This is a genomic window from Rhizobium sp. NXC14, assembly GCF_002117485.1.
Classification (GTDB): Bacteria; Pseudomonadota; Alphaproteobacteria; order Rhizobiales; family Rhizobiaceae; genus Rhizobium.
Window position 1 is genome coordinate 1,039,013 of the sequence record NZ_CP021030.1, and the last position, 25,682, is coordinate 1,064,694.

General features: G+C 63.6%; 25 protein-coding genes and 1 pseudogene. 11 read left to right on the top strand and 15 right to left on the bottom strand.

Going from position 1 to position 25,682, the window contains the following annotated elements; all coding sequences use genetic code 11:
- Nucleotides 1-7: 7 nt before the first annotated feature.
- The 4 genes from NXC14_RS05070 to thrC are packed head-to-tail and all read right to left on the bottom strand — an operon-like array spanning nt 8 to nt 6,283.
- Nucleotides 8-2,920, bottom strand: a complete 2,913-nt coding sequence (locus NXC14_RS05070; protein WP_085777230.1) for a sensor domain-containing phosphodiesterase — start codon at nt 2,918-2,920, stop codon at nt 8-10.
- Complete coding sequence (locus tag NXC14_RS05075) at nt 2,917-3,531, bottom strand: GNAT family protein (protein ID WP_085777231.1); 615 nt, start codon at nt 3,529-3,531, stop codon at nt 2,917-2,919. Before NXC14_RS05075 ends, NXC14_RS05070 begins: the two co-directional genes overlap by 4 nt.
- Nucleotides 3,532-3,559: 28 nt before the next feature.
- On the bottom strand, nt 3,560-4,855 hold the full coding sequence (locus tag NXC14_RS05080; RefSeq protein WP_085777232.1) for a pitrilysin family protein: 1,296 nt from the start codon (nt 4,853-4,855) through the stop codon (nt 3,560-3,562).
- Between the two features lie 3 nt (nt 4,856-4,858).
- Complete coding sequence (gene thrC, locus NXC14_RS05085; protein WP_085777233.1) at nt 4,859-6,283, bottom strand: threonine synthase; 1,425 nt, start codon at nt 6,281-6,283, stop codon at nt 4,859-4,861.
- A 263-nt stretch (nt 6,284-6,546) separates the two neighbouring features.
- Here thrC and NXC14_RS05090 point away from each other — a divergent pair, with 263 nt between their 5' ends.
- Nucleotides 6,547-7,194, top strand: a complete 648-nt coding sequence (locus tag NXC14_RS05090; protein ID WP_198175525.1) for a hypothetical protein — start codon at nt 6,547-6,549, stop codon at nt 7,192-7,194.
- 520 nt (nt 7,195-7,714) lie between these two features.
- Here the strand turns inward: NXC14_RS05090 and NXC14_RS05095 are convergent.
- Both NXC14_RS05095 and NXC14_RS05100 read right to left on the bottom strand, forming a co-directional pair.
- Nucleotides 7,715-8,404, bottom strand: a complete 690-nt coding sequence (locus NXC14_RS05095) for an HAD family hydrolase (protein ID WP_085777234.1) — start codon at nt 8,402-8,404, stop codon at nt 7,715-7,717.
- Nucleotides 8,405-8,558: 154 nt separating this feature from the next.
- Entirely contained in the window at nt 8,559-9,947 is a 1,389-nt protein-coding gene (locus NXC14_RS05100; RefSeq protein WP_198175503.1) for an MFS transporter, read from the bottom strand.
- Between the two features lie 118 nt (nt 9,948-10,065).
- Between NXC14_RS05100 and NXC14_RS05105 the strand changes: the two genes are divergently transcribed.
- Nucleotides 10,066-10,965 (top strand): LysR family transcriptional regulator, encoded by a 900-nt coding sequence (locus NXC14_RS05105; protein ID WP_085777235.1) that lies wholly within the window; start codon nt 10,066-10,068, stop codon nt 10,963-10,965.
- Between the two features lie 219 nt (nt 10,966-11,184).
- On the opposite strand, the gene NXC14_RS05110 is transcribed toward NXC14_RS05105, so the two are convergent.
- Genes NXC14_RS05110 through NXC14_RS05120 form a run of 3 tightly spaced genes read right to left on the bottom strand, consistent with a single transcriptional unit; the run spans nt 11,185 to nt 12,609 of the window.
- Nucleotides 11,185-11,628: a hypothetical protein gene (locus NXC14_RS05110; protein ID WP_085777236.1), complete on the bottom strand. Its 444-nt coding sequence runs from the start codon at nt 11,626-11,628 to the stop codon at nt 11,185-11,187.
- A gap of 9 nt (nt 11,629-11,637) precedes the next feature.
- A complete protein-coding gene (locus tag NXC14_RS05115; RefSeq protein ID WP_085777237.1) occupies nt 11,638-11,982 on the bottom strand; it encodes a hypothetical protein in 345 nt (114 codons plus the stop codon).
- 54 nt (nt 11,983-12,036) lie between these two features.
- Nucleotides 12,037-12,609 (bottom strand): hypothetical protein, encoded by a 573-nt coding sequence (locus NXC14_RS05120; RefSeq protein ID WP_085777238.1) that lies wholly within the window; start codon nt 12,607-12,609, stop codon nt 12,037-12,039.
- Nucleotides 12,610-12,863: 254 nt separating this feature from the next.
- Here NXC14_RS05120 and NXC14_RS33275 point away from each other — a divergent pair, with 254 nt between their 5' ends.
- Nucleotides 12,864-13,085 (top strand): hypothetical protein, encoded by a 222-nt coding sequence (locus NXC14_RS33275; RefSeq protein WP_085777239.1) that lies wholly within the window; start codon nt 12,864-12,866, stop codon nt 13,083-13,085.
- Between the two features lie 273 nt (nt 13,086-13,358).
- Nucleotides 13,359-13,790, top strand: a complete 432-nt coding sequence (locus NXC14_RS05130; protein WP_085777240.1) for a hypothetical protein — start codon at nt 13,359-13,361, stop codon at nt 13,788-13,790.
- Between the two features lie 51 nt (nt 13,791-13,841).
- Here the strand turns inward: NXC14_RS05130 and NXC14_RS05135 are convergent, their stop codons facing one another.
- Entirely contained in the window at nt 13,842-14,525 is a 684-nt protein-coding gene (locus NXC14_RS05135; protein ID WP_085777241.1) for a metalloregulator ArsR/SmtB family transcription factor, read from the bottom strand.
- A gap of 68 nt (nt 14,526-14,593) precedes the next feature.
- Between NXC14_RS05135 and NXC14_RS05140 the strand changes: the two genes are divergently transcribed.
- The 3 genes from NXC14_RS05140 (at nt 14,594) to NXC14_RS05150 (ending at nt 16,519) form a co-directional block, all read left to right on the top strand.
- The gene (locus NXC14_RS05140) at nt 14,594-14,923 is read left to right on the top strand and encodes an NIPSNAP family protein (RefSeq protein WP_085777242.1); all 330 of its coding nucleotides are present in this window, start codon (nt 14,594-14,596) and stop codon (nt 14,921-14,923) included.
- Nucleotides 14,920-15,270: an antibiotic biosynthesis monooxygenase gene (locus tag NXC14_RS05145; protein WP_085777243.1), complete on the top strand. Its 351-nt coding sequence runs from the start codon at nt 14,920-14,922 to the stop codon at nt 15,268-15,270. The genes NXC14_RS05140 and NXC14_RS05145 overlap by 4 nt, the downstream gene beginning before the upstream one ends.
- A 118-nt stretch (nt 15,271-15,388) precedes the next feature.
- Nucleotides 15,389-16,519 carry a site-specific DNA-methyltransferase gene (locus NXC14_RS05150; RefSeq protein ID WP_085777244.1) on the top strand — a complete coding sequence of 377 codons (1,131 nt, stop codon included), beginning with the start codon at nt 15,389-15,391 and terminating at the stop codon, nt 16,517-16,519.
- Nucleotides 16,520-16,747: 228 nt separating this feature from the next.
- On the opposite strand, the gene NXC14_RS05155 is transcribed toward NXC14_RS05150, so the two are convergent.
- From NXC14_RS05155 to mutY, 3 genes are read right to left on the bottom strand one after another with little or no spacing between them, the layout of a single operon-like run.
- On the bottom strand, nt 16,748-17,113 hold the full coding sequence (locus NXC14_RS05155) for a nuclear transport factor 2 family protein (protein ID WP_085777245.1): 366 nt from the start codon (nt 17,111-17,113) through the stop codon (nt 16,748-16,750).
- 5 nt (nt 17,114-17,118) lie between these two features.
- Nucleotides 17,119-17,733, bottom strand: a complete 615-nt coding sequence (locus tag NXC14_RS05160; RefSeq protein ID WP_085777246.1) for an HAD family phosphatase — start codon at nt 17,731-17,733, stop codon at nt 17,119-17,121.
- Nucleotides 17,734-17,735: 2 nt separating this feature from the next.
- On the bottom strand, nt 17,736-18,827 hold the full coding sequence (mutY, locus tag NXC14_RS05165; RefSeq protein WP_085777247.1) for an A/G-specific adenine glycosylase: 1,092 nt from the start codon (nt 18,825-18,827) through the stop codon (nt 17,736-17,738).
- A gap of 96 nt (nt 18,828-18,923) precedes the next feature.
- On the opposite strand from mutY, the gene NXC14_RS05170 reads away from it, so the two are divergent.
- The gene (locus NXC14_RS05170) at nt 18,924-19,421 is read left to right on the top strand and encodes a DUF721 domain-containing protein (protein WP_085777248.1); all 498 of its coding nucleotides are present in this window, start codon (nt 18,924-18,926) and stop codon (nt 19,419-19,421) included.
- Nucleotides 19,422-19,475: 54 nt separating this feature from the next.
- On the opposite strand, the gene NXC14_RS05175 is transcribed toward NXC14_RS05170, so the two are convergent.
- Nucleotides 19,476-19,841: a hypothetical protein gene (locus tag NXC14_RS05175; protein WP_085777249.1), complete on the bottom strand. Its 366-nt coding sequence runs from the start codon at nt 19,839-19,841 to the stop codon at nt 19,476-19,478.
- Nucleotides 19,842-19,899: 58 nt separating this feature from the next.
- Between NXC14_RS05175 and NXC14_RS05180 the strand changes: the two are divergent.
- From NXC14_RS05180 to NXC14_RS05190, 3 genes and pseudogenes are all read left to right on the top strand, one after another.
- Nucleotides 19,900-20,122, top strand: a pseudogene (locus tag NXC14_RS05180) (TraY domain-containing protein).
- 154 nt (nt 20,123-20,276) lie between these two features.
- Nucleotides 20,277-21,053: a DsbA family protein gene (locus NXC14_RS05185; protein ID WP_085777250.1), complete on the top strand. Its 777-nt coding sequence runs from the start codon at nt 20,277-20,279 to the stop codon at nt 21,051-21,053.
- 219 nt (nt 21,054-21,272) lie between these two features.
- The gene (locus tag NXC14_RS05190; protein ID WP_085777251.1) at nt 21,273-24,734 is read left to right on the top strand and encodes a chromosome segregation SMC family protein; all 3,462 of its coding nucleotides are present in this window, start codon (nt 21,273-21,275) and stop codon (nt 24,732-24,734) included.
- 261 nt (nt 24,735-24,995) lie between these two features.
- Here NXC14_RS05190 and NXC14_RS05195 read toward each other — a convergent pair whose 3' ends face one another.
- Nucleotides 24,996-25,649 (bottom strand): glutathione S-transferase family protein, encoded by a 654-nt coding sequence (locus NXC14_RS05195; RefSeq protein WP_085777252.1) that lies wholly within the window; start codon nt 25,647-25,649, stop codon nt 24,996-24,998.
- Nucleotides 25,650-25,682 lie beyond the last annotated feature (33 nt).

The window sequence follows — 25,682 nt, forward strand, 5'->3', positions numbered from 1 at the left end:
CCGGTGATCACGCCCGTTTCGTCAGGGGAAACCGGTCGCGAAGCAGCCGCAGCACCGATTCCGACGGCATCGGCGGGCCGAACAGATAGCTCTGTCCGTAGCTGCAGCCCATTTTGGCAAGCTCGATCGCGTCCTCGTTGGATTCGATCCCCTCGGCCACCACCTTCATCTCGAGCTCGCGCGCCATCGATATCACCGACCGCAGCACGGTCGCCTTCTTGTCGCTGCTGTCACGCACCAGCGCCTTGTCGAGCTTGATCGTGTCGAAGGGGAAGCGGGTGAGATAGGCAAGCGAGGAATAACCGGTGCCGAAATCGTCGAGCGCCAGCCCGATGCCGGCCTCTTTGAGCTTCTGCAGAACCAGGCGGGCCTGTTCCGGGTTTTCCATCACCATGGATTCCGTCAGTTCCAGCTTCAGCCGCGAGGGCGCGCAATGCGTCTTGGCGAGAACCGAGCGCACGTCGTCGTAAAGCTCGTTGTTGAGCAACTGCACGCTCGACAGGTTGATCGACACGAAGATCGGCAGTTCGCCGGTCTGGTTCTGCCAGCTCATCAGGTCATTGGTCGCCTGTTCGAGCGCGAACATGCCGAGCGCACCGATGATGTCGGACGCCTCGGCAAGCGGAATGAATTCCGACGGCGGGATATTGCCGCGTTTCGGATGCTCCCAACGCATCAGCGCCTCGAAGCCGGCGACCTCGACATCTTCAAGCCGGGCGATCGGCTGGTAGACCATCGACAATTCCCTGCGCTCGATGGCGCGGCGCAGATCGGTTTCGAGCTGCAGCCGGTCGGTGCCGAAGTCGCGGAAAGCCGGCTGGAACGGCTCGACGCGGTTGCCGCCGGCCCGTTTTGCCCGATACATCGCAAGCTCCGCATCACTGAGCAGGCCGCTGGCGCTCTCCTGCCGGTCCACCCAGGAGGCGAGCCCGATCGAGGCCGTCAGGATGATCTCACGATTGGCGAAATTGATCGGCACCATGATCGCCTTGCTCACAGCATCGGCGAAATCGGCGACCTTGGCCGGATCGTGCTCGGAGACCAGGATGAGGCCGAACTGGTCTCCGGCAAGCCGCGCCAGCGTGTCCTGCGGCTTCATCAGACGCCGCAGCCGCCGCGTCAGCGCAATCAGGATGTTGTCGCCGGCGGCAACCCCGAGGGAATCATTGACCAGCTTGTAGCGGTCGATATCGATCACCATCACAGTCGGGCGCAGCGTCTCGCCGCCCGGCGCCAGCGCCAGCACCGACTGCAGCCGGTCGAGGAAGACCTGCCGGTTCGGCAGGCCGGTGAGATTGTCGTGCAGCGCATCATGCAGCAGCCGCTCGACGGAATTCTTCTGCTCGGTGACGTCGACGATCGTGCCGACGCAGCGGATGATCTCGCCGTTGGAGCCGAGCACCGGCCGGGCGCGGATCAAGAGCCAATGGAAATGCCCGTCCTCGGCGCGGATGCGGAATTCGTGGTTCAGCCGGCCGCGCCGGTGTTCGAGCAGCACGTCGAGCGTGGCGCGGAAGCGGTCGCGGTCGTCGGGATGCAGCCGCGGCAGCCAGTTACGCGCCGCCCCGTGCATGGTGCCGGGGGAGAGACCAAGCTTGACCGAGACGTCGGGAATGGTGACGACGCGATCGCGCGCCACATCCCAGTCCCACACCATATCGCCGGAGCCGGTCAAGGCCAGGGATTGTCGCTCGAGATCGGAAAACAGTCCCTGCTGAAAGGCGCCGCCGGCAAAGGCGTGCTGCATGACGGTGAAGCCGATCAGGAGCACGATCAGCACCAGGCCGCCGCCGAGCGCCGGCTGGATAATGTCGTTGTCCAGCCGCCCGGTCACGGTCAGCCACGCCCCGAACAGCCAGACGAGCGTCAGCGCCCAGGCCGGCACCAGCAGAATGGCGCGATCATAGCGATTGAAGCCGAGATAGATGATGAGCAGCAGGCCGGTCGCCGCCGTCAGCGCAAAGGACAGCCGGGCGATCCCGGCGGCGATCGACGGATCGTAGATCGCCACGCCGAACAGCAGGGCAAGGCCAAGCACCCAGGCGAGCGTGGCGTAGCCGAGATGGGCGTGCCAGCGATTGAGGTTCAGATAGGTGAAGAGGAAGATGACGAAACTCGAGGCGAGCGCCACTTCGGCGCAAGCGCGCCATATTCGCTGGTCGGCCGAGGCGACGCTGATGAGCTTTCCGAGGAAACCGAAGTCGACGCAGATATAGCCGAGCACTGCCCAGGCGAGCGCCGCCGTTGCCGGCAGCATCGAGGTGCCCTTGACGACGAAGAGGATGGTCAGGAACACGGCGAGCAGGCCGGCAATGCCGAGCACGATGCCGCGATAGAGCGTGAAGGCGTTGATCGTATCCTTGTAGGCGTTCGGTTCCCAGAGATAGATCTGAGGCAGTTGCGGCGTCGACAGTTCGGCGACGAAGGTGATGACGGCGCCCGGATTGAGCGTGATCCGGAAGACGTCGGCCTCGTCGCTGGGCTGGCGATCGAGCGCAAAACCTTCGCTCGGGGTAATGGCGATAATGCGCTGCGAACCGAGATCCGGCCAGAACAGCTTGGAATTGACCAGACGGAAATGCGGCGCGACGATGACGCGCTCCAGCTGTTCCTCCGAGACGTTGGCGAGCGCAAACACCGCCCAGTCGCCCTGATGGTTCTCCGAACTCGCCCGGACCTCGATGCGCCGGCGGATGCCGTCGGCGCCGGCGGCCGTGGACACCTGGAAGGCCTCGCCCTGGTTGGCGTAGATCTCGGTCGTCGCCGTCAGGTCGAGCGCGGTATCGTCGCGGGAAATCTTCACCGGTTCGGCCGCCTGCGAAACGCCCGCCGAAAGGGCGAAGACCGCCAGGAAAAGGGCTGCGATCACCGCGATCACTCGTCCGGACGGTGACTTGGGCAGCATGCTGTTTCTGGTCATCGGCTGTCGGTTTTCCTGCCTTTATCCGTATCGGTGGCGAGCCGTGAGAACATCACGTGATCGTGCCACTGACCGTTGATCTTCAAATATCCGCGCAGATAACCTTCCCGCTGAAACCCGGCCTTTTCAAGCAGGCGCATGCTGCGCGCGTTATCTGGAATACAGGCTGCTTCAATACGGTGCAACTCAAGCCCGGAGAAGATGTAAGGAATAACCAACTGAAGGGCAGCGTACATATGCCCCTGGCCGGCATGGCGTTCGCCCATCCAGTAGCCGATCATGCAGCTTTGTGCCGCACCGCGCCTGATATAGCCGATGGTGATGCCGCCGACGAGCGTCCTGTTTTCCTTGAGGAAGATGAACAGCGGGATCGCCTGGCCGGAGGCATATTCCTGCTTGCCGCGGATGACGCGGGCGCGGTAGGCGCCTTCCGTCAGCTCGTCGCGCCGCCAGGTCGGCTCCCAGGGTTCGAGGAACTTGCGGCTTTCGGCGCGCAGCCGGTGCCACTGGTTGAAATCCTGGTAGCGCGGCAGGCGCAGGAGATATTTGTCATTCTCCAGCTCCACCGCATCCGGCTGCCGCGACAGGAACCGAAACACCGATTTTGGCATCGATCACTCCCGGCAGACGGACGTCGGCTCAACTGGCCTGCATCGTCTTCGGCGCCGGGACCGAAAGCGAGGCGATGATGTCTTCCATCGGCGCGAGCTGCTCCAAGGGCCCGATCGCCGAAAGCGTCGGCACCGTATCGTAGAACAGCCGGCCGGCGAGGTCGGTCAGCCGCTCGATGGTGATGCCCTCCAGCCGTTCCATCATCTCCGGATTGGAGATCGGCCGGCCGTAGAGCATCATCTGCCGTGCGATCTGGCCGGCACGGGCGGCCGGGCTTTCCTGGCCCATCAGCAACTGGGCGCGGATCTGGGCGCGGGCGCGTTCGATCTCCTTCTGGTGGATATCGTTGGCCGACTTGTGCAACTCGTCGATGATGACAGGCACCAGCTCCGGCAGGTTTTCGCCGCCGGTCGCGGCATGGATGCCGAAGATGCCGGTATCGGAAAAGCCCCAGTGGAAGGCATAGACGGAATAACAGAGGCCGCGGAATTCGCGCACTTCCTGGAACAGCCGCGAGGACATGCCGCCGCCGAGGATATTGGCGAGGATCTGCGAGCAGTAGAAGTCGCGGGCGTGGTAAGGCTTGCCCTCGAAGCCGAGCAGGATCTGCGCGTCCATCAGGTCGCGCGGCTCGCGCACGCTGCCGCCGATATAACGGGCCGCTTCCATGACCGGCGGCGCCGAAGGCTGCGTCGGCAGGCTGGCGAAACGTTGCTCGACCATGCGCAGGAATTCCTGGTGATCGACGGCGCCGGTCGCCACCACGAACATGCGGTCGGTCGTGTAGTTGCGGCCGAGATAGGTGCGGATCTGCTGCGGCGTGAAGGAGACGACGGTCTCAGGCGTTCCGAGGATCGCACGCCCGAGCGTCTGGTCGCGATAGGCGGCCTCGGAGAAACGGTCGAACACCACGTCGTCGGGCGTGTCGTTGGCGGCGTTGATCTCCTGCAGGATCACCTGCTTCTCACGCTCCAGCTCCTCCTCCTCGAAGGCCGATTCCGTCAGGATGTCGGCGAGGATGTCGACGGCGAGCGGCACGTGGTCCTTGAGCACGCGGGCGTAATAGGAAGTCGTCTCGGTCGAGGTGGCGGCGTTAACCTCGCCGCCGACATCCTCGATCTCTTCGGCGATCTGGCGGGCCGTACGCCGCGCCGTGCCCTTGAAGGCCATATGTTCGAGCAAGTGGGCGATGCCGTGCTCGTCTTCCGTCTCGTTGCGCGATCCCGATTTGATCCAGACTCCGAGCGCAACGCTTTCCAGATGCGGCATTGTTTCTGTGACTACTGTCAGCCCGGATTTGAGCCGGGTGCACTCAACTGTCATTGGCTATCTTTCTGCGCCTGCTGTCGTCTCGCTGCGGGCGTGCTGGCCGATAAAGGTCTCAACGGCTTTCAGCTCCGGTTTGATGATCTGGAAGCGCTCCTCCCTTTGCATCAGACCAGCAAGCCACGTCGGAAGCGCCGGGTCAATACCGCTGGCCGATTTTACGGCGACGGGAAATTTCGCCGGATGCGCGGTCGCAAGCGTCACCATCGGCGTATTCGGCTTCTCGTTCTTGGCCGCGACGAAGACGCCGATCGCCGAATGCGGATCAAGGAGATAACCGGTCGCGGCATGGGTCTTGCGGATCGTCTCGGCCACCTGCCGCTCGCTGGCGCGCCCGGCCCGGAAGTCGCGGCGAATCGCCTTCAGCGCCTCGGGAGCGATCTCGAAGCCGCCCGATTGCTTCAGGCTTTCCATCGCCGCGCGTACCTTCGAGGCATCGCGCCCATAGGCTTCGAACAGCAGCCGCTCGAAGTTCGACGAGATCTGGATATCCATCGACGGCGAGCTTGTCGCCTTGACCGCCTTCATATCGTAGCGGCCGGTCTTCAGCGTCCGGGTCAGGATGTCGTTTTCATTGGTGGCGATGACAAGCCGGTCGATCGGCAGGCCCATGCGCTTGGCGCAGTAGCCGGCGAAGATATCGCCGAAATTGCCGGTGGGCACCGTGAACGAGATCTTCCGGTCCGGGCCGCCGAGCGCCACCGCCGTCGTAAAATAATAGACGATCTGGGCCATGATCCGGGCCCAGTTGATCGAGTTGACGCCGGAGAGACGGACCTTGTCGCGGAAGGCCGCATCGTTGAACATCGCCTTCACCAGGTTCTGGCAATCGTCGAAATTGCCCTCGACGGCGAGCGCATGCACGTTCGAAGAGGTTGAGGTCGTCATCTGCCGCTGCTGCACCGGCGAGACCTTGCCGTGCGGGAAGAGGATGAAGATATCGGTGCGCTCGCGCCCGGCGAAGGCGTCGATCGCCGCCCCGCCGGTGTCGCCCGAAGTGGCGCCGACGATCGTCGCCCGCTCGCCGCGCTTTTCCAGCGCATAATCCATCAGCCGCGCCAGCAGCTGCATCGCCACGTCCTTGAAGGCGAGCGTCGTACCGTGGAACAGTTCCATGACGAAGCTGTTCGACCCGGTCTGAATGAGCGGCGCGATCGCCGGATGGCGGAACGTGCCGTAGGCCTCGTCGATCATTGCCCGGAAGGTCGCCTCGGGGATCTCGCCATTGGTGAAGGGCGAGAGAATGGTGAAGGCGATCTCCTGATAGGTCTTGCCCCTGAGCGCACGGATCTCCTTCTTGGAGAAGTGCGGCCATTCCCTGGGAACGTAGAGCCCGCCGTCGCGCGCCAGCCCGGTCAAGAGGGCGTCGCAAAAGCCGAGGGAAGGGGCCTCGCCGCGGGTCGAGATATAGTCCACGTTCATCATCCTTGATCTATCGCTGAAAGACATCGGGCCGGGCGCGGCCATGGCTTGCCTTGCCGGAAACCGAGAAGGCGTGGCCCTGCGGACATATGATCGCCGTTATCTTGTTGAAGTTGCCCGCATCCGGCGGCGAAAAGTGCATCAAAACGGCGCGTACCCAATCGATTTTTATTTGAGCCGCTGATATAGACCATCGCAAACCGTCGTGAAAGGCCTCACGCAAAAGACATGGGGCCGCCAAGAAACGCTTGTGCAAGGGGTGGAATATCGTGCTCGGCAAGGTCTCGCGTCTCATCGTCTCCGCTTCTCTTGTCGGCCTGCTCGCCGGCTGCAATTCGCTCGGCATCGGCGGCGACAGCAAACCGGAGGCTGCGCCCGCCCAGCCGAACGGCAACGCCCAGATCATGCCGCTGGCACCCGCCAACCCCTCCTCGAACAATCCGTCGATCGGCACTGCCAAGACCGCGCAGGGCACGACTGCCCCCGTCGTCCAGGGCGCCTGCCCGCAGATCTTCATGCGCGATCAGGATGCGATCTTCCGCACTTACGCCAAGGGCAAGAAGGACGATCCGCAGCAGATCGTCGTCCAGGCCTCCTTCGGCGATTACACCCGCCAGTGCATGTTGAACGACACCAATCTGACGATGACCGTCGTCGCCCAGCTGCGCCTGATCACCGGCCCCGCCGGCGCTCCCGGCCCGGTGACGCTGCCGATTCGCGTCAGCGTTCTCGACGGCGAGAACGTGCTCTACTCCGAGGTCACCAAGTTCGCGACCGAAATCCCGGCGGGCTCGCCGGGCACGCAGGTCATCTTCCGCAAGGAAGGCATCAAGATGCCCGTCGGCGCCGGCGCCCTGGTGCGCGTCAACGTTGGCTTCGACACCCAGCCGGCCAAGAGCAAGAAGAGCAGCTAGATTTTGCATTCGCACGAGCTTCGGCAGGAGCGCCCCTCACAAGCCTCGGTAATAGCGACGTCTTAAAAGCTGCGCCGCCGGTGCGTTTGGCAACATCGCCAACCCCACATTCCGTCATCCCAGGGCTTGACCCTGGGATCCACGGCCAAGCACTCGGCTTGGATAACTTCCCTGCAGTTGAATGCCATCGCTGTTCGCACAGTGCCCGCCGCATGGGTCCCAGGGTCAAGCCCTGGGATGACGGAGGAGAGGTGGTGCGGCGATCGATAACTCCGCGGCGCTGAGAGAGGTGGTGCCGGATGCATTAGCCCGCCGGCGCATCAGAGGTGGTGTCTGGGCACATCGGCTCGGCAGCCACGATGAAGCGACGGCAGATGCGGCGCTTCGGCAGGAGCGTCCTTCACAAACCTCAGCGACGTCTCACAAGCTGCGCCGCCGATGCGTTTGGCGAGAACGCCAGCCACACACTCCGTCATCCCAGGGCTTGAGGGGCCCAGCAGCCGAGCGAATGGCCGAGTCCTTAAAGCACGCCTTCCCAGGCGGCCAGCGCGGCAACGACGCCCGGCAGGTCGTTCATGCGTGAGATCACCGTCTCGGCGCCGGCGTCGGTCAGTTTGTCGGCATGGGCGGGGTAGCTGTGCGAGGCGCCGGTAAAGCCGATGACGCGCATGCCGGCGGCGCGCGCCGCATGTACGCCGTGAACGGAATCCTCGACCACGACAGTCTTGTCGGGTGAAACACCCATGCGGCTTGCGCCGTGCAGGAAGATATCCGGCTTCGGCTTGACGCGGTCGGGGCCGAGGTCCTTGGCGGAGAAGATGTTGGGCGCGAAGAGCGGCTTCAGGCCGACCTTGCCCAGCATCATGTCGAGCCGCTTCATGCTCGAATTCGAGCAGATGCAGCGCTTCATCGGCAGCCTGGAGACGGCGAATTCGACGCCTGGGATCGCCTTGACGTCATTCGCTAGCCTGAGGTCGAGCAGCTTCTCGGACTTGTCGAGCAGAGAGGCCGAAAGCGGGATGCTGGCCTCACGCTCGACCTGCAGCAGGATGTTGTGCCAGGTCATGCCGGCGAAACGCTCGCCCATTTCCTCGACGCCGATCGGATATCCGGCCTCCGTCAGCAGCGCGGATTCAACTTCGGCCGCGATGATTTCGGAATCGACGAGAACACCGTCGCAGTCGAAGATGATGAGATCGAAGCCGTCCATTGTTCACGCCTTGCTGGAAATCTGGTCTTGTCCGGGGATGCTGCGGCTTTACACGATGGCCGGCCAAAGCTCAACCTGATCTCAAGCATGGCTGCGATGCGGCAGGCGACCGGCTCCGTAAAGCCCGCTCCCACCCGGACAACCAGAAGCTCGTTCAGGACGCTCCGGGCTGTCCCGCCACTTCGTGGCGCGCCCGGCTCAGGCTGACCAAACTGGCTGCGGCAGCGCAGCCGCCTGATATGACCACCGCAAAGTCGAGTGCCGTCGACAACGGCAATGTTGCAAATAGGATTGACATGGAGATCCCGCCCAGGGTTTGGCCGAGAAGCCGCGCGGTGCCCTGCATGGCGCCGGCCGCACCGCTTCTGGCTTTCGGTGCCGAAAGAAGGAGAATGCGGTTGTTCGGCGTCTGGAACAGTCCGAAACCGAGGCCGGCGACCACGGTGCCGACGACAAAGGCGATGCCGCGCGGATCGGGCGGCGTCAGGCCCGCCACCAGCAGACCAAGCGCCAACAGCGCCCCGCCGATGGCGCAAAGCCATGCCGTCTTGACGCGGTTTGCCAGGCGTCCCGAGACGGGCGCAATGATCGCAGTCGCGGCCGGCCAGGCCATCATGTAGAGACCGGCCAGAACCGGCGTCATGTGCAGCCTGTGCTGCAGGTAGAAGGGGAGCGCGATGGTGCCCAGCATCTGACCGCAGAAGCAGAAGATCGAGGCGATGACCGATACGCGGAATGCCGGTGCGGCCAGGAGATCGGTCGGAATGAGCGGGACGTCACTGTTCCGTTCGAGGCGCAGCAGGCTGAACAGGCAGGCGAGCGACGCCACGATGAGGGCGGCACCGCTGACTGGGGCGGTCGCAATCCGGTCGGCGCCTGAAAAGAACAGGATGAACATCGCTGTATTGGCCAGCAACACCTTCGCATTCAGCTTCCGCTTCGCGCCTTCGACCTGCCCCAGCAGGCCGCCGCCGAAGAGAACGATCATGCCTAGCGGTATGTTGACCGCAAACAGCCAGGGCCAGCTCGTAACGGAAAGGATGGCGCCGGCAAGGCCCGGGCCCGCCGCCGAGGAAATGGCGATGATCATGGCATTGACGCCGATGATCGGACCCAGCATGTGCTGCGGCAGGGCCTGGCGCAGGTTCATCATCGCGAGGGCCATGATCGCGCCCGCGCCAAGGCCCTGCGCGAAACGAGCAAGGATCAGCACGGGCAGATCGCCCGCCAAGGCGCAGGCTGCGGACGCCGCGGTAAACAGCGCGACGCCGATCAGGAAGACCCTGCGCGCGCCGTAGATCTCGCCGAGCGCCCCGCAGGGAAGAATGGCGACGAGCACGGCCAGCTGATAGGCGGAGACGACCCATACGGTGCTATCCGCTTGCGCGTGCAGCGAAAGCGCGATCGAAGGCAAGGCGACATTGGCAATCGCCCCATCCAGAACGACGAGAACAATTGCCAGAAGCAGGAGGGCGACAGCCAGGTACCGTCGGGGTGACGCCAGGCCATCTTGAGAGATCGGGGGGGTGCAGGTGAGGGACATGGAAACTCCGGGATGCTTATGGGATGGCCGATTCATTAGCCCTCGTCGATCTCCTGCGCCAGACGCAACTGAAGCAATTGACCGTTGCATGCAGCGCCATGCCTGATAGGATAGCGCCATGTCCGATCTCGATTTCAATCTTCTGGTGGCACTGGATGCGTTGCTGCGCGAGCAGAGCGTATCGGCCGCCGCTCGCCGGCTTGGCCTCAGCACATCGGCCATGAGCCGGACGCTGTCGCGCTTGCGGGCGGCACTCGGCGATCCGATCCTGGTGCCGGCCGGGCGCGGCATGGTCGCCACACCGCATGCCCTGGCGATTGCCGAAGAGGTGCAGGTGTTGAAGGCCGCCGTGAAAGCGGTGCTGAGTCCGCCATCGACCGTGGAAATCCGGGAAGTGCGGCGCGACTTCACCATCCGTGCCAATGAGGCCTTCGTGCTTCTCTACGCCGCCGACCTCAGCGCCGCCGTGACCAACGCCGCACCGGGGATAAGGCTTCGTTTTGCGCCGCGATCGGACAAGGACGTTCAGGCTTTGCGGGACGCGGCAATCGATTTGGATATCGGTGTCCTGCCGCGCGACGGCGGGGAGCTGCGTTGCCAGAGCCTTTTCGAGGACCGGTTCGTCGGTGTCGCAAGGGCGGGGCATCCGATCTTCGATGCAGGGCTAACGGCTGCGGGCTATGCCGCCTGTGGTCATGTGGTCTTCTCGCCGCAAGCGGACTATGCCGGTCCCGTCGACAGGGCGCTCGCCGAGCTGGACCTTTACCGGGATGTCAGGCTGATCGTCCCGAGTTTCCCGGCGGTGATCGCCGTTGCAGCGGCTTCCGATCTGATCGGCTCTATCCCGAAGTCCTATTGCAAGTCTTCCCCGATCAGTGAGATCAGGACCTTTGACCTGCCAGTCGCCGTGCCGGTTTTCAACATCGTCCAGGCCTGGCACCCTCGCATGGATGCAGATCCCGCCCATCGCTGGCTGCGGGCGCTGATTTTCGAGACTTTCCACAACGCCATGAACTGAGGAACCGAGGCACGCCGCAGGCTGCGTCGAAGCTGTCGAACGCAGCTTGAATCGCGAAACGAGCTCACCCAGCATTGCAGCTCCACAGGTTGTAGCGGTCTCGCTCGATGGATGGTTGAATTCTCTGTGTTGGCGGCGGGGAGGACCGGCATTGAGCGCCGATCCGCAATGGCGGTAAGGCACGGCTCACCTTGTTCAAGAGAGGTGAGCCCACTTACCTTATTGTTGCGGCAAGATGATCTTCTGAGTGGTCGTGCCTTTCACCGGCTTCTCGCCGGGAACATGCGACATCGTACGCGTTGTGCTTTGCAAGCTGTCGCCGTCCGTGCTGGTCTTGGTGCGCGACTTGCTGAACGTGCCCTGGTCGACCGCCTGGGCCTTGGTCTGCGCCTTCAGCTTGTCGCCATTGTCATTGATGTGGGTCTTGCTTTGCGCCTTTCCGTCGACCGTCGCGGCACTTCCGCCGGATCCGATCGACGATGTCGTGCCGCCGTCAGTCTGGCAGGCGCCGGCCGTCCCGACGGAGTTCGCGGATGTGCCGCCGACAGCAGCGCTTCCCGCCGTTCCAACGGTTCCTGCCGCATTACACTCTTCTGCAAGAACGGCCGGGCTCGATGCGAGCAGTGCGATCGAGGCGGCAGCAATAACATTGATAGGTTTCATTGCCATCTCCTATTTCTTTGGTTTCGTCACCGAACAGGTTCCATCGGAACGTTTGGTGATGACGGTGCCGTCGGGCCGGGTAACGCTGGCGGTCGAATAGCTGTCGACGCTTCCCGAACTCGACGAGGATCCGGCGGAGGCCGATGACGAGGTGGAGCCGGCCGAACCGCTCCCCGTCGTGGTCGACGAGGACACATGCCCGTTGCCGGCGGTGACGGTGGTGGACATGTCGCCCGCCTGGGACTGGACGACGGTGCACGTCGTTCCGTCGTCGAGCTTGATCTCCTCGGCCATGGCCTGCCCGCCGATCGCCACGAGCGATGCCGTCAATGCGATTGTCGGAAATCTGGTCATTGCTTTCATCTCCAAAGGTTTTGGCCGGCGCCATCAAGGCGCCGGCCGACGTCGTCAGCAACCTTTAGTGCCGGCGGCGTCCTTCTTGACCTGGCCCGGTGCGCAGCCTTTCTTGCCTTTGTTGTCGTGCGAAGAGCCTGCAGCACTGCTGCCGGTGCCGACAGTACTGCCGGTCTTGTCTCCATCCGCCGACGATGCGCCGGTTCCGACACTCGAAGCGGAATTGGCATCGCCCGAACCTGCGGCGCTACCGCCGGTTCCCACGCTGCTGCTGGACGTGCCGCCGCCGGCCGATGAACCGCCGGTGCCGAGCGTCGAAGCAGAGCCCGAGCCGGACCCCGAACCAGCAGCGCTACCGCCGGTGCCGACAGAACTGCTGGATGTGCCGCCGCCAGCCGACGAGCCGCCGGTGCCGAGGGTCGAGGACGAGCCGGAATTGCAGTTGGTCGTGCCGGCCGGGCAGGTGCCCCCGGCAGAGCTGCCACCAGTACCGACGGTGCTGCTCGCAGTTCCGCCGCCTGCCGACGAGCCGCCGGTTCCGACCGTGCTTGACGATTGGGCGTAGCCCGACGCCGCCGTGCCGGCCAGAAGGGCCGCCGCCAATGCCAGATGTGTTACCTTCATCATAGGATATTCCTCCGTTTGTTCTTGAGGCGCTTTCGCATCCGGAGTGGATGGATAGCTCCATGTCAAACTTCGGTTAAACCTCACTGTTCCTCTGCTAAGCCCTCGGTCGGATGAAACCCCGACTTTGGTCTGATTCCGATCGTGATCGGTCCGCTGCGAAGGAACTTGCAACGCTGTTCTGCGGCGGAGCGACACCAGCATCATTGCCGGTTCAGGGGCTTGATCCTACTATGGGCGGCGAGAGGAGAGGGACCATGAGGCTGTCGGCTCTTGTTCGATCAGCGGCGGCTGGAGCGCTGCTATTGGCCTTCACATCCGCCGATGCCGCCGCCAAGGGCGGCAAGCACCACAATCACAGAAGCTGTGCGCAGCTGCAGGCGATGATGGATCATGGTTTGACCGGCGGAAAACATGCCGGCGACGGGCCTGAAAGGAAGGCAAAGATCGAAAAGAAGATGCGGAAGAAAGGCTGCTAGCGGTTGATGGCTTCGCGCGCCAGCAAAGGACGCCGGATGGCAGCCCGCGCTCGTGCCGAATGCGAACGCTGTTCGACTGGAGCGGGTGCTCTGGGGTGGCAACTCAAGCGCGGCGAGTGCGAAATCGATGAAATTCGGTTGATCGGCAACCAGCAACATTGCCAGGGCTACCTTTGAACTCTTCGTGCACTAGATGGCGCTCCGGGAAGATGAAACCACCGCCGCCGTGGGAGGGACGCGGCATGCCCGAAAGTGAACGAAGAGGAAGACTGCATGACGATCGAGGATATCATCGAAACCCTGGAAAAGACGGATATGCCCGACGGCCGGATCGACGCCTTCATCACCTGCGCCTTTATGCTGAAGCAATTCCGGCCGGCCGAGCCAAAAGATTTCGATGGCCCTCGCGACTACCTGCCGAGCAGCATCAGGTCTGAGCACGGCTTCCTGATGGCGCGGCCGTTCACCCGCGACGTCAATCACGCCATCGATCTTTGCCGGGAAATTCGGCCGGATGCGACCTGGCACCTCGCCCGCGGCCGCCAGACCCCGGAAGATCTGCTTTACGGTGCGCAACTGCGCGAAGCGGCGGAAGGCGCAAGCGTGCTGGGCGAAGCCGAGAGCAATCACGCGGCGCTGGCGCTGACGCTGGCGGCGCTGCGGGCGCATGTGCGGCAGGAAGGTGAAAAGACCCCAAGGGCATAATGGAGCACCGTCCGCAACTTCGTGGCAGGTTCTTGCAGATCTGCAGCCAGTCTATCCAGCCGGAAAAAGCAATAGAAATTGCCGGTCGCCTTCCGGGGTAAAGAGGATCGAGCGGCTTTCCGTCGTTCGCCGCGCCCAGCCCCTGTCGAGGAAACTTGAAAGCAGCGCCTTGCCAAGGCTGCCGGCCAGATGGGCGCGCCTTTCGCTCCAGTCGAGGCAGGAACGGCAGAGCGGCCGGCGCGAGTATCTGAGATTGCCGACGTCGATGCCGATGCGGGCGAGATCGCTCTCGCCCTTATCTGTCAGCGCAAGACCCTCTCCGACCGCCTCGATCGCGCCTGAGGCAATCAGGCTGTCGAGCATGCGCACGCCGTAATCGCCGGCGAGATGATCGTAGCAGATGCGCGCCTTGCGCAGCGCCGGCTCCTTCGGACCGGGCCGGTGGCGCAGATGCCCGCGGCCGGCGGCAAAGCCCATCATGCTTTCGATCAGCCGGGCGACAGCCTCGTCGGCCAGCGTGAAATAGCGGTGGCGCCCCTGCTTGCGCTGGGCGATCAGGCCGCCGGCTTCGAGCTTGGCGAGATGGGTGCTTGCCGTCTGCACGGTGATGCCGCCGACGCCGGCAAGCTCGGTCGCCGTCAGCGCCCGCCCGCCGGTCAGCGCCGCAAGCATGTTGGCGCGAGCGGGATCACCGATGAGCGCGCCGATGTGGGCAATGTCTGGTCCTTCCTTCATACTTCGATCGTAACCGAAGCATCGCCGTCCGGCAATGTGCGAAAACGGGAAGCACAAAGGAGAACCCGATGATCACCTGCTTTATCCGTTATGAGATCGACCCCTTCAGGAAGCAAGCCTTTGCCGAATATGCCGAGAATTGGGGCCAGGCGATTCCTCGCAACGGCGCCGATCTGATCGGCTATTTCGCCCCGCATGAGGGCTCGGCGACGACGGCCTACGGCGTCTACAACATCGAAAGCCTCGCCGCTTACGAAGCCTATCGCGCCAGGCTGGCCGCCGACCCACTCGGCCGCGAGAATTACGACTTTGCCAGACGCGAACGCTTCATCCTTAAGGAGGACCGCATCTTCCTGAAAAACGTCTCCGCTCCCCACGCCAAGCTGGTGCTGCCATGATCGCCGTCATCTTCGAAGTCGTGCCCTATATGGGCGAACGCCACAAATATCTCGATCTCGCCGGCGAGCTGCGCGCCGAGCTCGAAACCATCGACGGCTTCATCTCGATCGAACGGTTCGAAAGCCTCACCAATCGCGGCAAGCTGCTGTCACTGTCCTTCTTCCGTGATGAGGCGGCGGTCAAGGAATGGCGCAATCGCGAGGCCCACCGGACCGCCCAGCAGGCCGGCCGCGGCGGCGTCTTCGCCGATTACCGCCTGCGGATCGCCAGTGTCGTGCGTGATTACGGCATGTTCGAACGCGACGAGGCGCCGGCCGACAGCCGCAAAGTCCATGATGCGGCGTGATCAGGAGAGGGTGCCGCCACAATAAATTCCCGAAACCGGTCATCGCTTCAGGCTTTGGTAACTAAGTTGGGTAACCATAACGGAGAGTTAAGCGTAAAGCGTATGAGTGAGTATCAGAATGGCGTCAGTTTTTCCGCTTGCCGACCTCAAGGCTTCCGTCAAGGCGGACTCCTGGGTTGACACGATCATCAAGGGCGACTGCGTGAGCGCCCTTGAAGCCTTGCCCAACCACTCCGTTGATGTGATCTTCGCCGACCCTCCGTATAATCTTCAGCTCGGCGGAACGCTGCACCGTCCCGACCAGTCGCTGGTCGATGCGGTCGACGACGAATGGGATCAGTTCGCCTCCTTCGAAGCCTATGACGCCTTCACCCGCGCCTGGCTGCTCGCCTGCCGCCGGGTGCTGAAGCCGACGGGCTCGATCTGGGTGATCGGCTCCTACCACAATATCTTCCGCGTCGGCGCCACGCTGCAGGACCTGAATTTCTGGATCCTGAACGACATCATCTGGCGTAAGACCAATCCGATGCCGAATTTCAAGGGCCGCCGTTTCCAGAACGCCCATGAGACGATGATCTGGGCGAGCCCCAATGCCAAGGCCAAGGGCTACACCTTCAACTACGATGCGATGAAGGCGGCCAATGACGACGTGCAGATGCGCTCGGACTGGCTGTTCCCGATCTGCAACGGCAGCGAACGGTTGAAGGGCGAGGATGGCAAGAAGGTGCATCCGACGCAGAAGCCGGAGGCGCTGCTTGCCCGCGTCATCATGGCTTCGACCAAACCAGGCGATATCGTGCTCGATCCCTTCTTCGGTTCGGGAACAACAGGCGCCGTCGCCAAGCGCCTTGGCCGCCACTTCGTCGGCATCGAGCGGGAGCAGGATTATATCGATGCGGCTTCGGCCCGCATTGCCGCCGTCGAGCCGCTCGGGAAGGCGGAACTGACGGTCATGACCGGCAAGAAGGCCGAAGTCCGCGTCGCCTTCAACGTGCTTGTTGAAAGCGGCCTGATCAAGCCCGGCCAGGTGCTGACCGATGCCAGGCGCCGCTACAGCGCCATCGTGCGCGCCGACGGCACGGTGGCCTCCGGCGGCGAGGCCGGCTCCATTCATCGTCTCGGCGCCAAGGTGCAGGGTCTCGATGCATGCAACGGATGGACCTTCTGGCACTTCGAAGACGGGCAGTCCCTGCGCCCGATCGACGATCTGAGGTCCGTCATCCGCAGTGATCTGGCAAAGGTGGATTGAGCAGCGCCTAGATCCGGATGATTTTAGGCCAGATTGGCCTAAAATTTGAATCCGGATCCAAGTCAGAAAATGAGAGCATGATGTCGTCCGAAAACCGCTTACACTTTTCGGCATCATGCTCTGGGGATCGAAATACCTTCTTCCGGTTTCCTCCAGTTGCGGAAGAAGGCCAAGGCGCCCGGGGCTCGAGCCTCGGGCGTCTTCTATTTGAGCGGGGATGCGCGATGATCAGAACTGGCGATAGTCGGTGACCTCGACGCGCGTGATGCGGCCATCTTCATTGAAGGTGATCGTCTCCTCGCCTTCACGCACCAGCGGCTTGCCGGTGCGGCTGTGGGTGGCGCGGAGCGACCAGACGGCGCGGCCGGAGAGGGGCGTCAGGTTTTCCACCAGCGAATTCTCGGCCGTCTGATCGGGGTAATCGTCGAAATAGCGCCGGAAGGCGGCCATGATCTCGGTGCGCCCGGCAAGGCTGCCGACCCCGTTCGAGACATAGGTCGCGTCCTCGGCGAAATAGTCCTCGATTGTGGGAAAATCCAGCGCGTTGATGGCGGCGTGGAAGCGTTCGATTTCTTCTGCCGGGTCGAAGGCCATGGGTCTCAGACCGTCACGCCATGGGCGGCGAGATCGCTGCGCAGTTTATCCGTGCCCGAAAACAGCACCGCATTCCAGCCGAAAGCCTTCGCACCTTCGACATTGGCCGGCGCGTCGTCGATGAAGATCGTCGCGGCGGGATCGAGGCCGAAGCTCTTCGTATGCGTCTCGTATATCGCGATGTCGGGCTTGATCAGGCCGACATCGCCGGAAACGGTGACGCCGCGCGGTTTCGTCAGAAAGGGGAAACGCACCTGCGCCTCGCGAAACGTGTCGGAGGCGAAGTTGGTGAGCATCGTCACGTCACGGCCCTCCTCGATCAGTCCCTCCATGATCGCGACGCTCTCCTCATAGGCGTGCGGCACCATCTCATGCCAGTATTTGCGGAAGGCGCGGATATGCTCCTCGCGCGTCGGATGCGCTTCGATCAGCAGCGCTTCGGCCTCCGCCCAGGTGCGGCCGCGGTCCTGCTCGACGTTCCAGTCATGGGTGCAGATATTGGCGAAGAACCAGTTGCGCTCGGCCTCGTCGGGAATGAGGCGGGCGAAGGGTAGATTGGGATCGTAATGAATGAGGACTTTGCCGATATCGAAAACGATATGCTTTATTTCGGTGGTCATGTTTATGCCCTGGATGTTTTGAATGCGAGAGGAATAGCCGCTGCGATCGCTTTTTTCATGACTGTCGGCAAGGCCTGCGCTTCAAGATTTGTAACGGGTTCCCACCATCCGTCATCCATGTCAGGCTTTTGGGCAATCGCCGCCCGCCAGATTGCAAGCCTGAGCTCGAAATGGGTGAAGACATGGGTAACAGTGCCGCTGGCCTGCCATCCGGCGGCGAAAGGAGCGGCCGCCGCCGAGGTTTCGCCGTCGAGCCGCGCCGTCCAGGCTGTCGTCGGCACCTCGGTCATGCCGCCGAGCAGGCCGCTTTCACCGCGCCGCCTGAGCAGGATTTCGCCCTCTCTGGTCACCGCGATAAAGGCCGCGCCATGGCGCACGGGCTTTTCCTTCTTCGCCGCCTTGACCGGAAAGAGCTCGGGATCGGAAAGCCTCAGTGCCTGACAGGCATCGCGGAACGGACAGAGTGAACAGGCCGGCCGCTTCGGCGTGCAGATCGTCGCTCCGAGATCCATCATCGCCTGGGCGAAATCGCCCGGCCGGCCCGGCGGCGTCAGCAGCGCCACCTTCGCCTTCATCAGCGGCTTGGCGGCCGGAAGCGGTGTTTCGATCGCATAAAGCCTGGAGATCACCCGCTCGACATTGCCGTCCATGACCGCAGCCTGCCGGTTGAAGGCGATGGCCGCGATGGCCGCTGCCGTATAGTCGCCGATCCCGGGGAGCGATTTCAGATCCTCCTCGGTGTCCGGAAAGACGCCGCCATGTTCCCTCGCCACCGCTTCGGCGCATTTCTTCAGATTGCGGGCGCGCGCGTAATAGCCGAGGCCCGCCCAGGCGGCCATCACCTCGTCGTTGTCGGCGGCGGCGAGATCGGTGACGTCAGGCCAGCGCCGGAGAAATTTCTCGAAATAGGGTTTGACCGCCTGCACCGTGGTCTGCTGCAGCATCACCTCGGACAGCCAGACGCGATAGGGATCGGCGCGGACGCCGCGCGCCGCCATGCCGGGCGAAACGCGCCAGGGCAGGTCGCGGTGATGGCGGTCGTACCAGTCGAGGAGGGGCTTTGCCGAGGGGGTGTCGAGTGTGGTGGTCGTCATGATTTGCCGCATTGGGGGGAAGGCCCTATACTTGGCGAAGCAACGCCGCGCGATCAAGTCGGCCGCACCAATTCGGGGCGCCGTCCAAGGGTTTCGATGAGTTATCCACGCAAAGATGTGAAACAGATTTCCGAGCTGGCGAACGGGCTGATCGATCCGGTCCTTGCCCGGCGCGCCGGCATCAACACGGCGCTGCTCGGCTCGTGGAGCGAAATCGCCGGCGAGGATTTTGCCGATTGCACCCGCCCGGAGAAAATCGCCTGGGCTCGCGGCGGCGGCGATGACGGCAACTTCCGCCCCGGCGTGCTGACCATCGCCTGCGAAGGGGCACGCGCGCTCTTCCTCACCCATGCCCAGGGCGAACTCATCCAGCGCATCAACAGCTTCTTCGGCTTCGCCGCCGTCCACCAGATCCGCATCGTCCAGAAACCGGTGTCGCAAGCCGTCCGCCGCTCCCGCACCCCGCCGCCGCTGAAGGGCGAAGCCGCCCGTAAGCTCGAAGGCATGATGGAGGGCATCGAAGGCGACAAGCTGCGGCAGGCGATTGAGCGACTGGGGACTGCGGTGATGGGCAAGCGGGGGAATGGGCGCTGATGAGCGACGCCCATCTTGGCCGGCAACACATTGGGGTGCCACGGCACCGCATGCTTAGTTTTTTGATCCTGCTTCGATACGCTCGCGGGTAACTGCGAATTCCATCCTGCCTGAGATCGAATTGTAAGGCTCACATTCTGTGATCGCATCAGCGATCAACGGGGCAGCCGTTTTTTCCCATTCGGATGGCGGCGTGTGGAAGTTGATGGATAGAAAATCGGCAGATCCGTCCTTGATGACCGCCACAACCATGAAGTCATAGGAGCTCGGCGCGTCCGCGGGTAGCTTCAGACATTTAAGCATCTGGCTGAAAACAATATTCCCGCCGTCTTCAGAGGCGATGCCGCTTGTGACCTTCGTGGCCAATGCGACAGAGACAATGAGTACGGAATAGAGAAAAGCTTTGGTGAAAGAACGCATTCAAATTACCCTCTGAGTAGGCGTCGGCTATACTTCTACAGCAGACTGGAGAAAAATCATGCTAGTCTTGCAGTTGCCCCCTGATATCGAAGCGACTGACTCAGCTTTCGAGGCGTACCGGCCGCAGCAAGAGTTTCTATGCGCGGCAAGCCATCATCGAGCAGCTCGACGACCTCGAAGATATCTATCTTGCTGAAAAGCGCCTCAAAGAGCTTCGGCGGAGCGAGAGCGATACCGTGCCGCTGGCCGAGCTGTTGGCGCGTCATGGGTTGGACGACTGAGTTTCGGAGCAAAACCTCCAATCCTGCAATTTTTGGTCTAGTCGTCTTCCCGCGGTCACAATTCTTTGAAGGAAGTTGCTGATCAGTGCCTTGTGGGCGGCTGTCAGCCGTTATATCGCACAGTCACGCCGTCAATCTCATTTATGGGGAACCCATGCAGATGTCCGAAATGCAACTGACGAAACGCCGCCTCTTGAGCGGAATCGCCATCGCCGCAGCTGCCGCCGTGCTTGTCGCCTGCAACGACAGCAAGGACGCTGCCGATGCTTCGTCTTCCGGCAAGACCATGGCCGACGGCACCAATGTCGATACCATCAAGACGGCGGCCACCACGGCGGGGGACATGCCGCAGTCTGACGGCGATGTCGATATGGCCGAGGTGCTGAAACCCGGCGCGCTGCCGGAAATGGCGCTTGGCAAGGCCGACGCGCCCGTCAAGATCGTCGAATATATGTCGATGACCTGCCCGCATTGCGCCCATTTCCACAACACCACCTTCGACGCCATCAAGCAGAAATACGTCGACACCGGCAAGGTGCAGTTCATCATCCGCGAATTCCCCTTCGATCCGCGTGCGGCGGCGGCCTTCATGCTCGCCCGCTGCAGTTCCTCCAATCCGGAGCAGTTGAGCACGCCGGAACAGTATTTCCCGATGGTTTCGATGCTGTTCAAGCAGCAGCAGGTCTGGGCCGCCGCCGATGACGGCCGCGCTGCACTGCTGCAGATGTCGAAGCTTGCCGGATTTACTGAGGATAGCTTCACGAAATGCTTGACGAACCAGAAGCTTCTGGATGAAGTGAACGCCACGCGGGAAAGGGGATCGAAGGATTTCGGCGTCAACGCCACGCCAACCTTCCTCATCAATGGCAAGCGCTATTCTGGAGACATGCCGGTTGACACCATGTCGAAGCTCATCGACAGCCTCATCTGAACCGGATCGTTCGACCACAACGGGCGACGGCGAAAGCCGTGCGCCCGTTTTTCGTTTTCAGCGCAGTTTGCGGGCGTGGCCCCCTCATCCGCCCTACGGGCACCTTCTCCCCGCTGGGGAGAAGAGGGAATCGAGACGTTGCGGCAAATCCCCTTCGCCCCAGCGGGGAGAAGGTGCCGGCAGGCGGATGAGGGGGCTTCCTGCCGTGGATATCTCCGCATGAAGTTCAACAAGCTGCGCCTGGTCGGCTTCAAATCCTTCGTCGAGCCGACGGAATTCATCATCGAGCGGGGGCTGACCGGCGTCGTCGGCCCGAACGGCTGCGGCAAGTCCAATCTCGTCGAGGCGCTGCGCTGGGTGATGGGCGAGAATTCATACAAGAACATGCGCGCCTCCGGCATGGACGACGTGATCTTTTCCGGCTCCGGCAACCGCCCAGCCCGCAATACCGCCGAGGTGGCCCTCTATCTCGACAATGGCGAGCGGACCGCACCTGCCGCCTTCAACGACAGCGACGAGATCCAGGTCACCCGCCGCATCGAGCGCGAGCAGGGCTCGCTCTATCGCATCAACGGGAAGGAAAGCCGCGCCAAGGATGTGCAGCTGCTGTTTGCCGATGCCTCGACCGGCGCCCGTTCACCCTCGATGGTCGGCCAGGGCCGTATTGGCGAGCTGATCCAGGCAAAGCCGCAGGCCCGCCGCCAGCTCCTGGAAGAAGCGGCCGGCATTTCGGGCCTGCATTCGCGCCGCCATGAGGCCGAGCTGCGTCTGCGCGCTGCCGAAACCAATCTCGAGCGCCTCGACGACGTCACCTCGCAGCTCGAAAGCCAGATCGAGAGCCTGAAGCGCCAGGCGCGCCAGGCCAATCGATTCAAGACGCTGTCGGCCGATATCCGCGCCCGCGAGGCGATGCTGCTGCATATCCGCTGGGTGCAGGCCAAGGAGGCTGAGGCGGAGGCCGACAGCGCTCTGAACCAGGCGACATCAATCGTTGCCGAAAAGGCGCAAGCGCAGATGGAGGCAGCCAAGCAGCAGGGCATCGCCAGCCTGAAGCTGCCGGAACTGCGCGACGGCGAGGCGCGCGCCGCCGCCGCCCTGCAGCGCCTGCAGATCGCCAGGAGCCAGCTGGAGGAGGATGCCGGCCGCATCCTGCGCCGCCGCGACGAACTGACCCGCCGTCTCGCCCAGCTTGCCGAGGATATCCGCCGCGAGGAGCGGCTGGTGGCCGATAATGCCGTCATCCTCGCCAAGCTCGACGCCGAAGAGGCCGAGATTTCGGACATCCTCGCCGATTCCGGCCGTCATGCCGAGGAGACACGCGAAGCCTTCGAAGCGGCGGCGGCAAAACTTGCCGACAGCGAGCGCATCTTCACGCAGCTGACGGCCGAGCGCGCTGAAGCCGCCGCCGGGCGCAACCAGCTGGAGCGCGCCATTCGCGATCTGGCTGACCGCCGCATGCGCCTCGAGCGCCAGATGGACGAAGCAAACGCGGAATTGTCGGCGATCGGCGAGAAGATATCAGGCCTGCCCGATCCGGATGAAAAACGCGCGATGGTCGAGGCCGGCGAAATCGCGCTTGCCGATGCCGATGCCGCCGTCCAGACGGTCGAACAGGCGCTGGCGGCTGCCCGTCAGGCCGAGGCACTGTCGCGCGCGCCGGTCGATCAGGCCCGCTCTGGCCTGAATGCGCTGGAAACCGAAGCCCGCACCATTTCCCGCATGCTCGCCGCCGGTGCCGCGGCCGGCAAGTTCCCGCCGATTGCCGAGGAGCTGAAGGTCGATCGCGGCTTCGAGACGGCGCTCGGTGCAGCACTCGGCGACGATCTGGAATCGCCGCTCGATGCCGAGGCGCCGGCCCATTGGTCTGTCAATGGCGATGGCGCCGGCGATCCGGCGCTTCCCGAAGGCGCCGTGCCGCTGATCGCTCATATCAGCGCGCCATCAGCTCTCACCCGCCGCCTGCGCCAGATCGGCCTGGTCGCCGATGGCGACGCGCGCTCCCTGATGGCGGCGCTGAAGCCCGGCCAGCGGCTGGTGACGAAGGAGGGCGCCGTCTATCGCTGGGACGGCCATGTCACCGGCGCCGATGCCCCGAGCGCTGCCGCGCTGCGCCTTGCCCAGAAGAACCGCCTGGCCGAACTCGAAAGCGAAGCGGCGATCGCCCGTGATGTGCTTGCCGAGGCCGAAGAGCGGCAGGCAGGGGCGGCCGATTCGATCCGCCTCGAGGAGCGGCGGCTGGCCGAGGCCCGCGACATGAGCCGGCTGTCGGCGCGCCATCTGGCCGAAGCGCGCGAGGCGCTGGCTGCGGCCGAGCGGGCTTCCGGCGATCTCATCCGCCGCCGCGACGTCGTCAGCGAGGCTGCGAGCCAGCTGGGCGCGCAATTGGAAGAGATCGGCGTCCAGGAGGAAAACGCCCGAATCGAGCTGGAGGACGCGCCCGATCTCACCGAGATCGACGAGCGCTTGCGCTTCCAGCAGGCGGAAGTGGCGACCGACCGCGGCACGCTCGCCGAGGCCCGCGCCCGTCATGAAAGCCTGGCGAGGGAAAACGAGGCCCGCCAGCGCCGCATCATGGCGATCGGCCAGGAGCGCGAGACCTGGCGCCAGCGGGCGGCAAGCGGCGAGGATCATGTCGCCACACTGCGCGAGCGCGAGGAAGAGGCGCGCGAAGAGGCGGCCGATCTCGAAATGGCGCCTGACGAATTCGACGACAAGCGTCGCGCCCTGCTGAGCGAATTACAGAAGGCCGAGGAGGCGCGCCGCAATGCCGGCGATCTTCTGGCCGAAGCCGAACGCATCCAGCGCGATGCCGATCACAAGGCGGCGACCGCGCTTTCCGAGCTTGCCGAATACCGCGAACGCCGCGGCCGCGCCGAGGAGCGCCTGGTCTCGGCCCGCGAACGTCGGCACGAAAGTGAAGTCCGCATTCGCGAGGCGCTGAACGTGCCGCCGCATGAGGCGCTTCGGTTCGCCGGCCTGCAGCCGATGCAGGCTCTGCCCGATCCGCGCGAGGTCGAGCGCGAGCTGGAGCGGCTGAAGATGGAGCGCGAACGGCTCGGCGCCGTCAACCTGCGCGCCGACGAGGAGCAGAAGGAGCTGAGCGAGAAGCTCGAAGCGCTGATCAAGGAGCGCGACGACGTCATCGACGCGATCCGCAAGCTGCGCGGCGCCATCCAGAGCCTGAACCGCGAGGGCCGCGAGCGCCTGGTCGCCGCCTTCGACGTCGTCAATGGCCAGTTCCAGCGGCTGTTCACCCATCTCTTCGGCGGCGGCACCGCCGAGCTGCAGCTGATCGAATCCGATGATCCGCTGGAGGCCGGCCTCGAAATCCTGGCCCGCCCGCCCGGCAAGAAGCCGCAGACGATGACGCTGCTGTCGGGCGGCGAACAGGCGCTGACTGCAATGGCGCTGATCTTCGCCGTCTTCCTCACCAACCCGGCGCCGATCTGCGTGCTAGACGAGGTGGACGCGCCGCTCGACGACCACAATGTCGAACGCTACTGCAACCTGATGGACGAAATGGCGGCTTCGACCGAGACCCGCTTCGTCATCATCACCCATAATCCCATCACCATGGCCCGCATGAACCGCCTCTTCGGCGTCACCATGGCCGAGCAGGGCGTCTCCACCCTCGTCTCCGTCGACCTGCAGACAGCCGAACGCCTGCGCGAAATTGCCTGAGGTCTTGCGAGGAGGCTGTGCTCCCAGGGTCAAGCCCTCGGATCACCAATGAGAGTTGGTGCGGGGCGCGATGAAGCTACGGCCGGCGCAGAGCCGCAAGCTGCGTCGCCGGTGCGTGGTGAGAACGCCAACCACACTCTCCGTCATCCCAGGGCTTGACCAGGCTTGACCCTGGGATCCATGGCCAAACACAAACACGCGGACTTCTATTTCTCTGCCGTGGGACGCCTTCGCCGTTCACCGACCCGCCATGATCCCTGATCAGTCCGCCGCCGATGCGGCCTGAAAAACCGCGAACTGCGCGGCGAAGGCGCGCTGATAGGCGGGTCGCGCCTCAGCGCGGGCGACATAGGCGGCGAGGCTGGGATAATCGTCGAGGATATTGGATGACTTCAGCCGCAGCAGCACCGACGCCATCAGCAAATCGCCGGCGCTGAATGCGCCGTCGAGCCAGTCGGCGTCGCCGAGATGGGCCGAAAGGCTGTTCAGCCGTTTGCGGATGCTGCCCTCCAGGGAACGCAGGCGCTTCTCATACCAGGGTTCGTCGCGCTCGAGAATCCTGGCGAGGCTGTGCTCGAAGATCGGCGTCTCCACCGTATTGAGCGCAGCAAACATCCAGGCAGTCGCCCGCGCCCGTCCATTGACGTCTTGCGGCAACAGGCCCCCATGACGCTCGGCGATATGAAGGACGATCGCGCCGGATTCGAACAATGTGAGATCGCCTTCCTCATAGGTCGGGATCTGCCCGAATGGCTGGCGCGCCAGGTGCGCCGGCTGCTTCATCGTCTCGAATGAGACGAGGCGGACATCATACGGCTGGCCGGCTTCCTCGAGCGCCCAGCGAACCCGCATGTCGCGCGCCAGCCCACGGCCCCGATCGGGCGAACGTTCAAAGGCGGTAATGGTGATCGTCATCGTTTTCTCCATGGCTTGTCTGCATTGAAGACG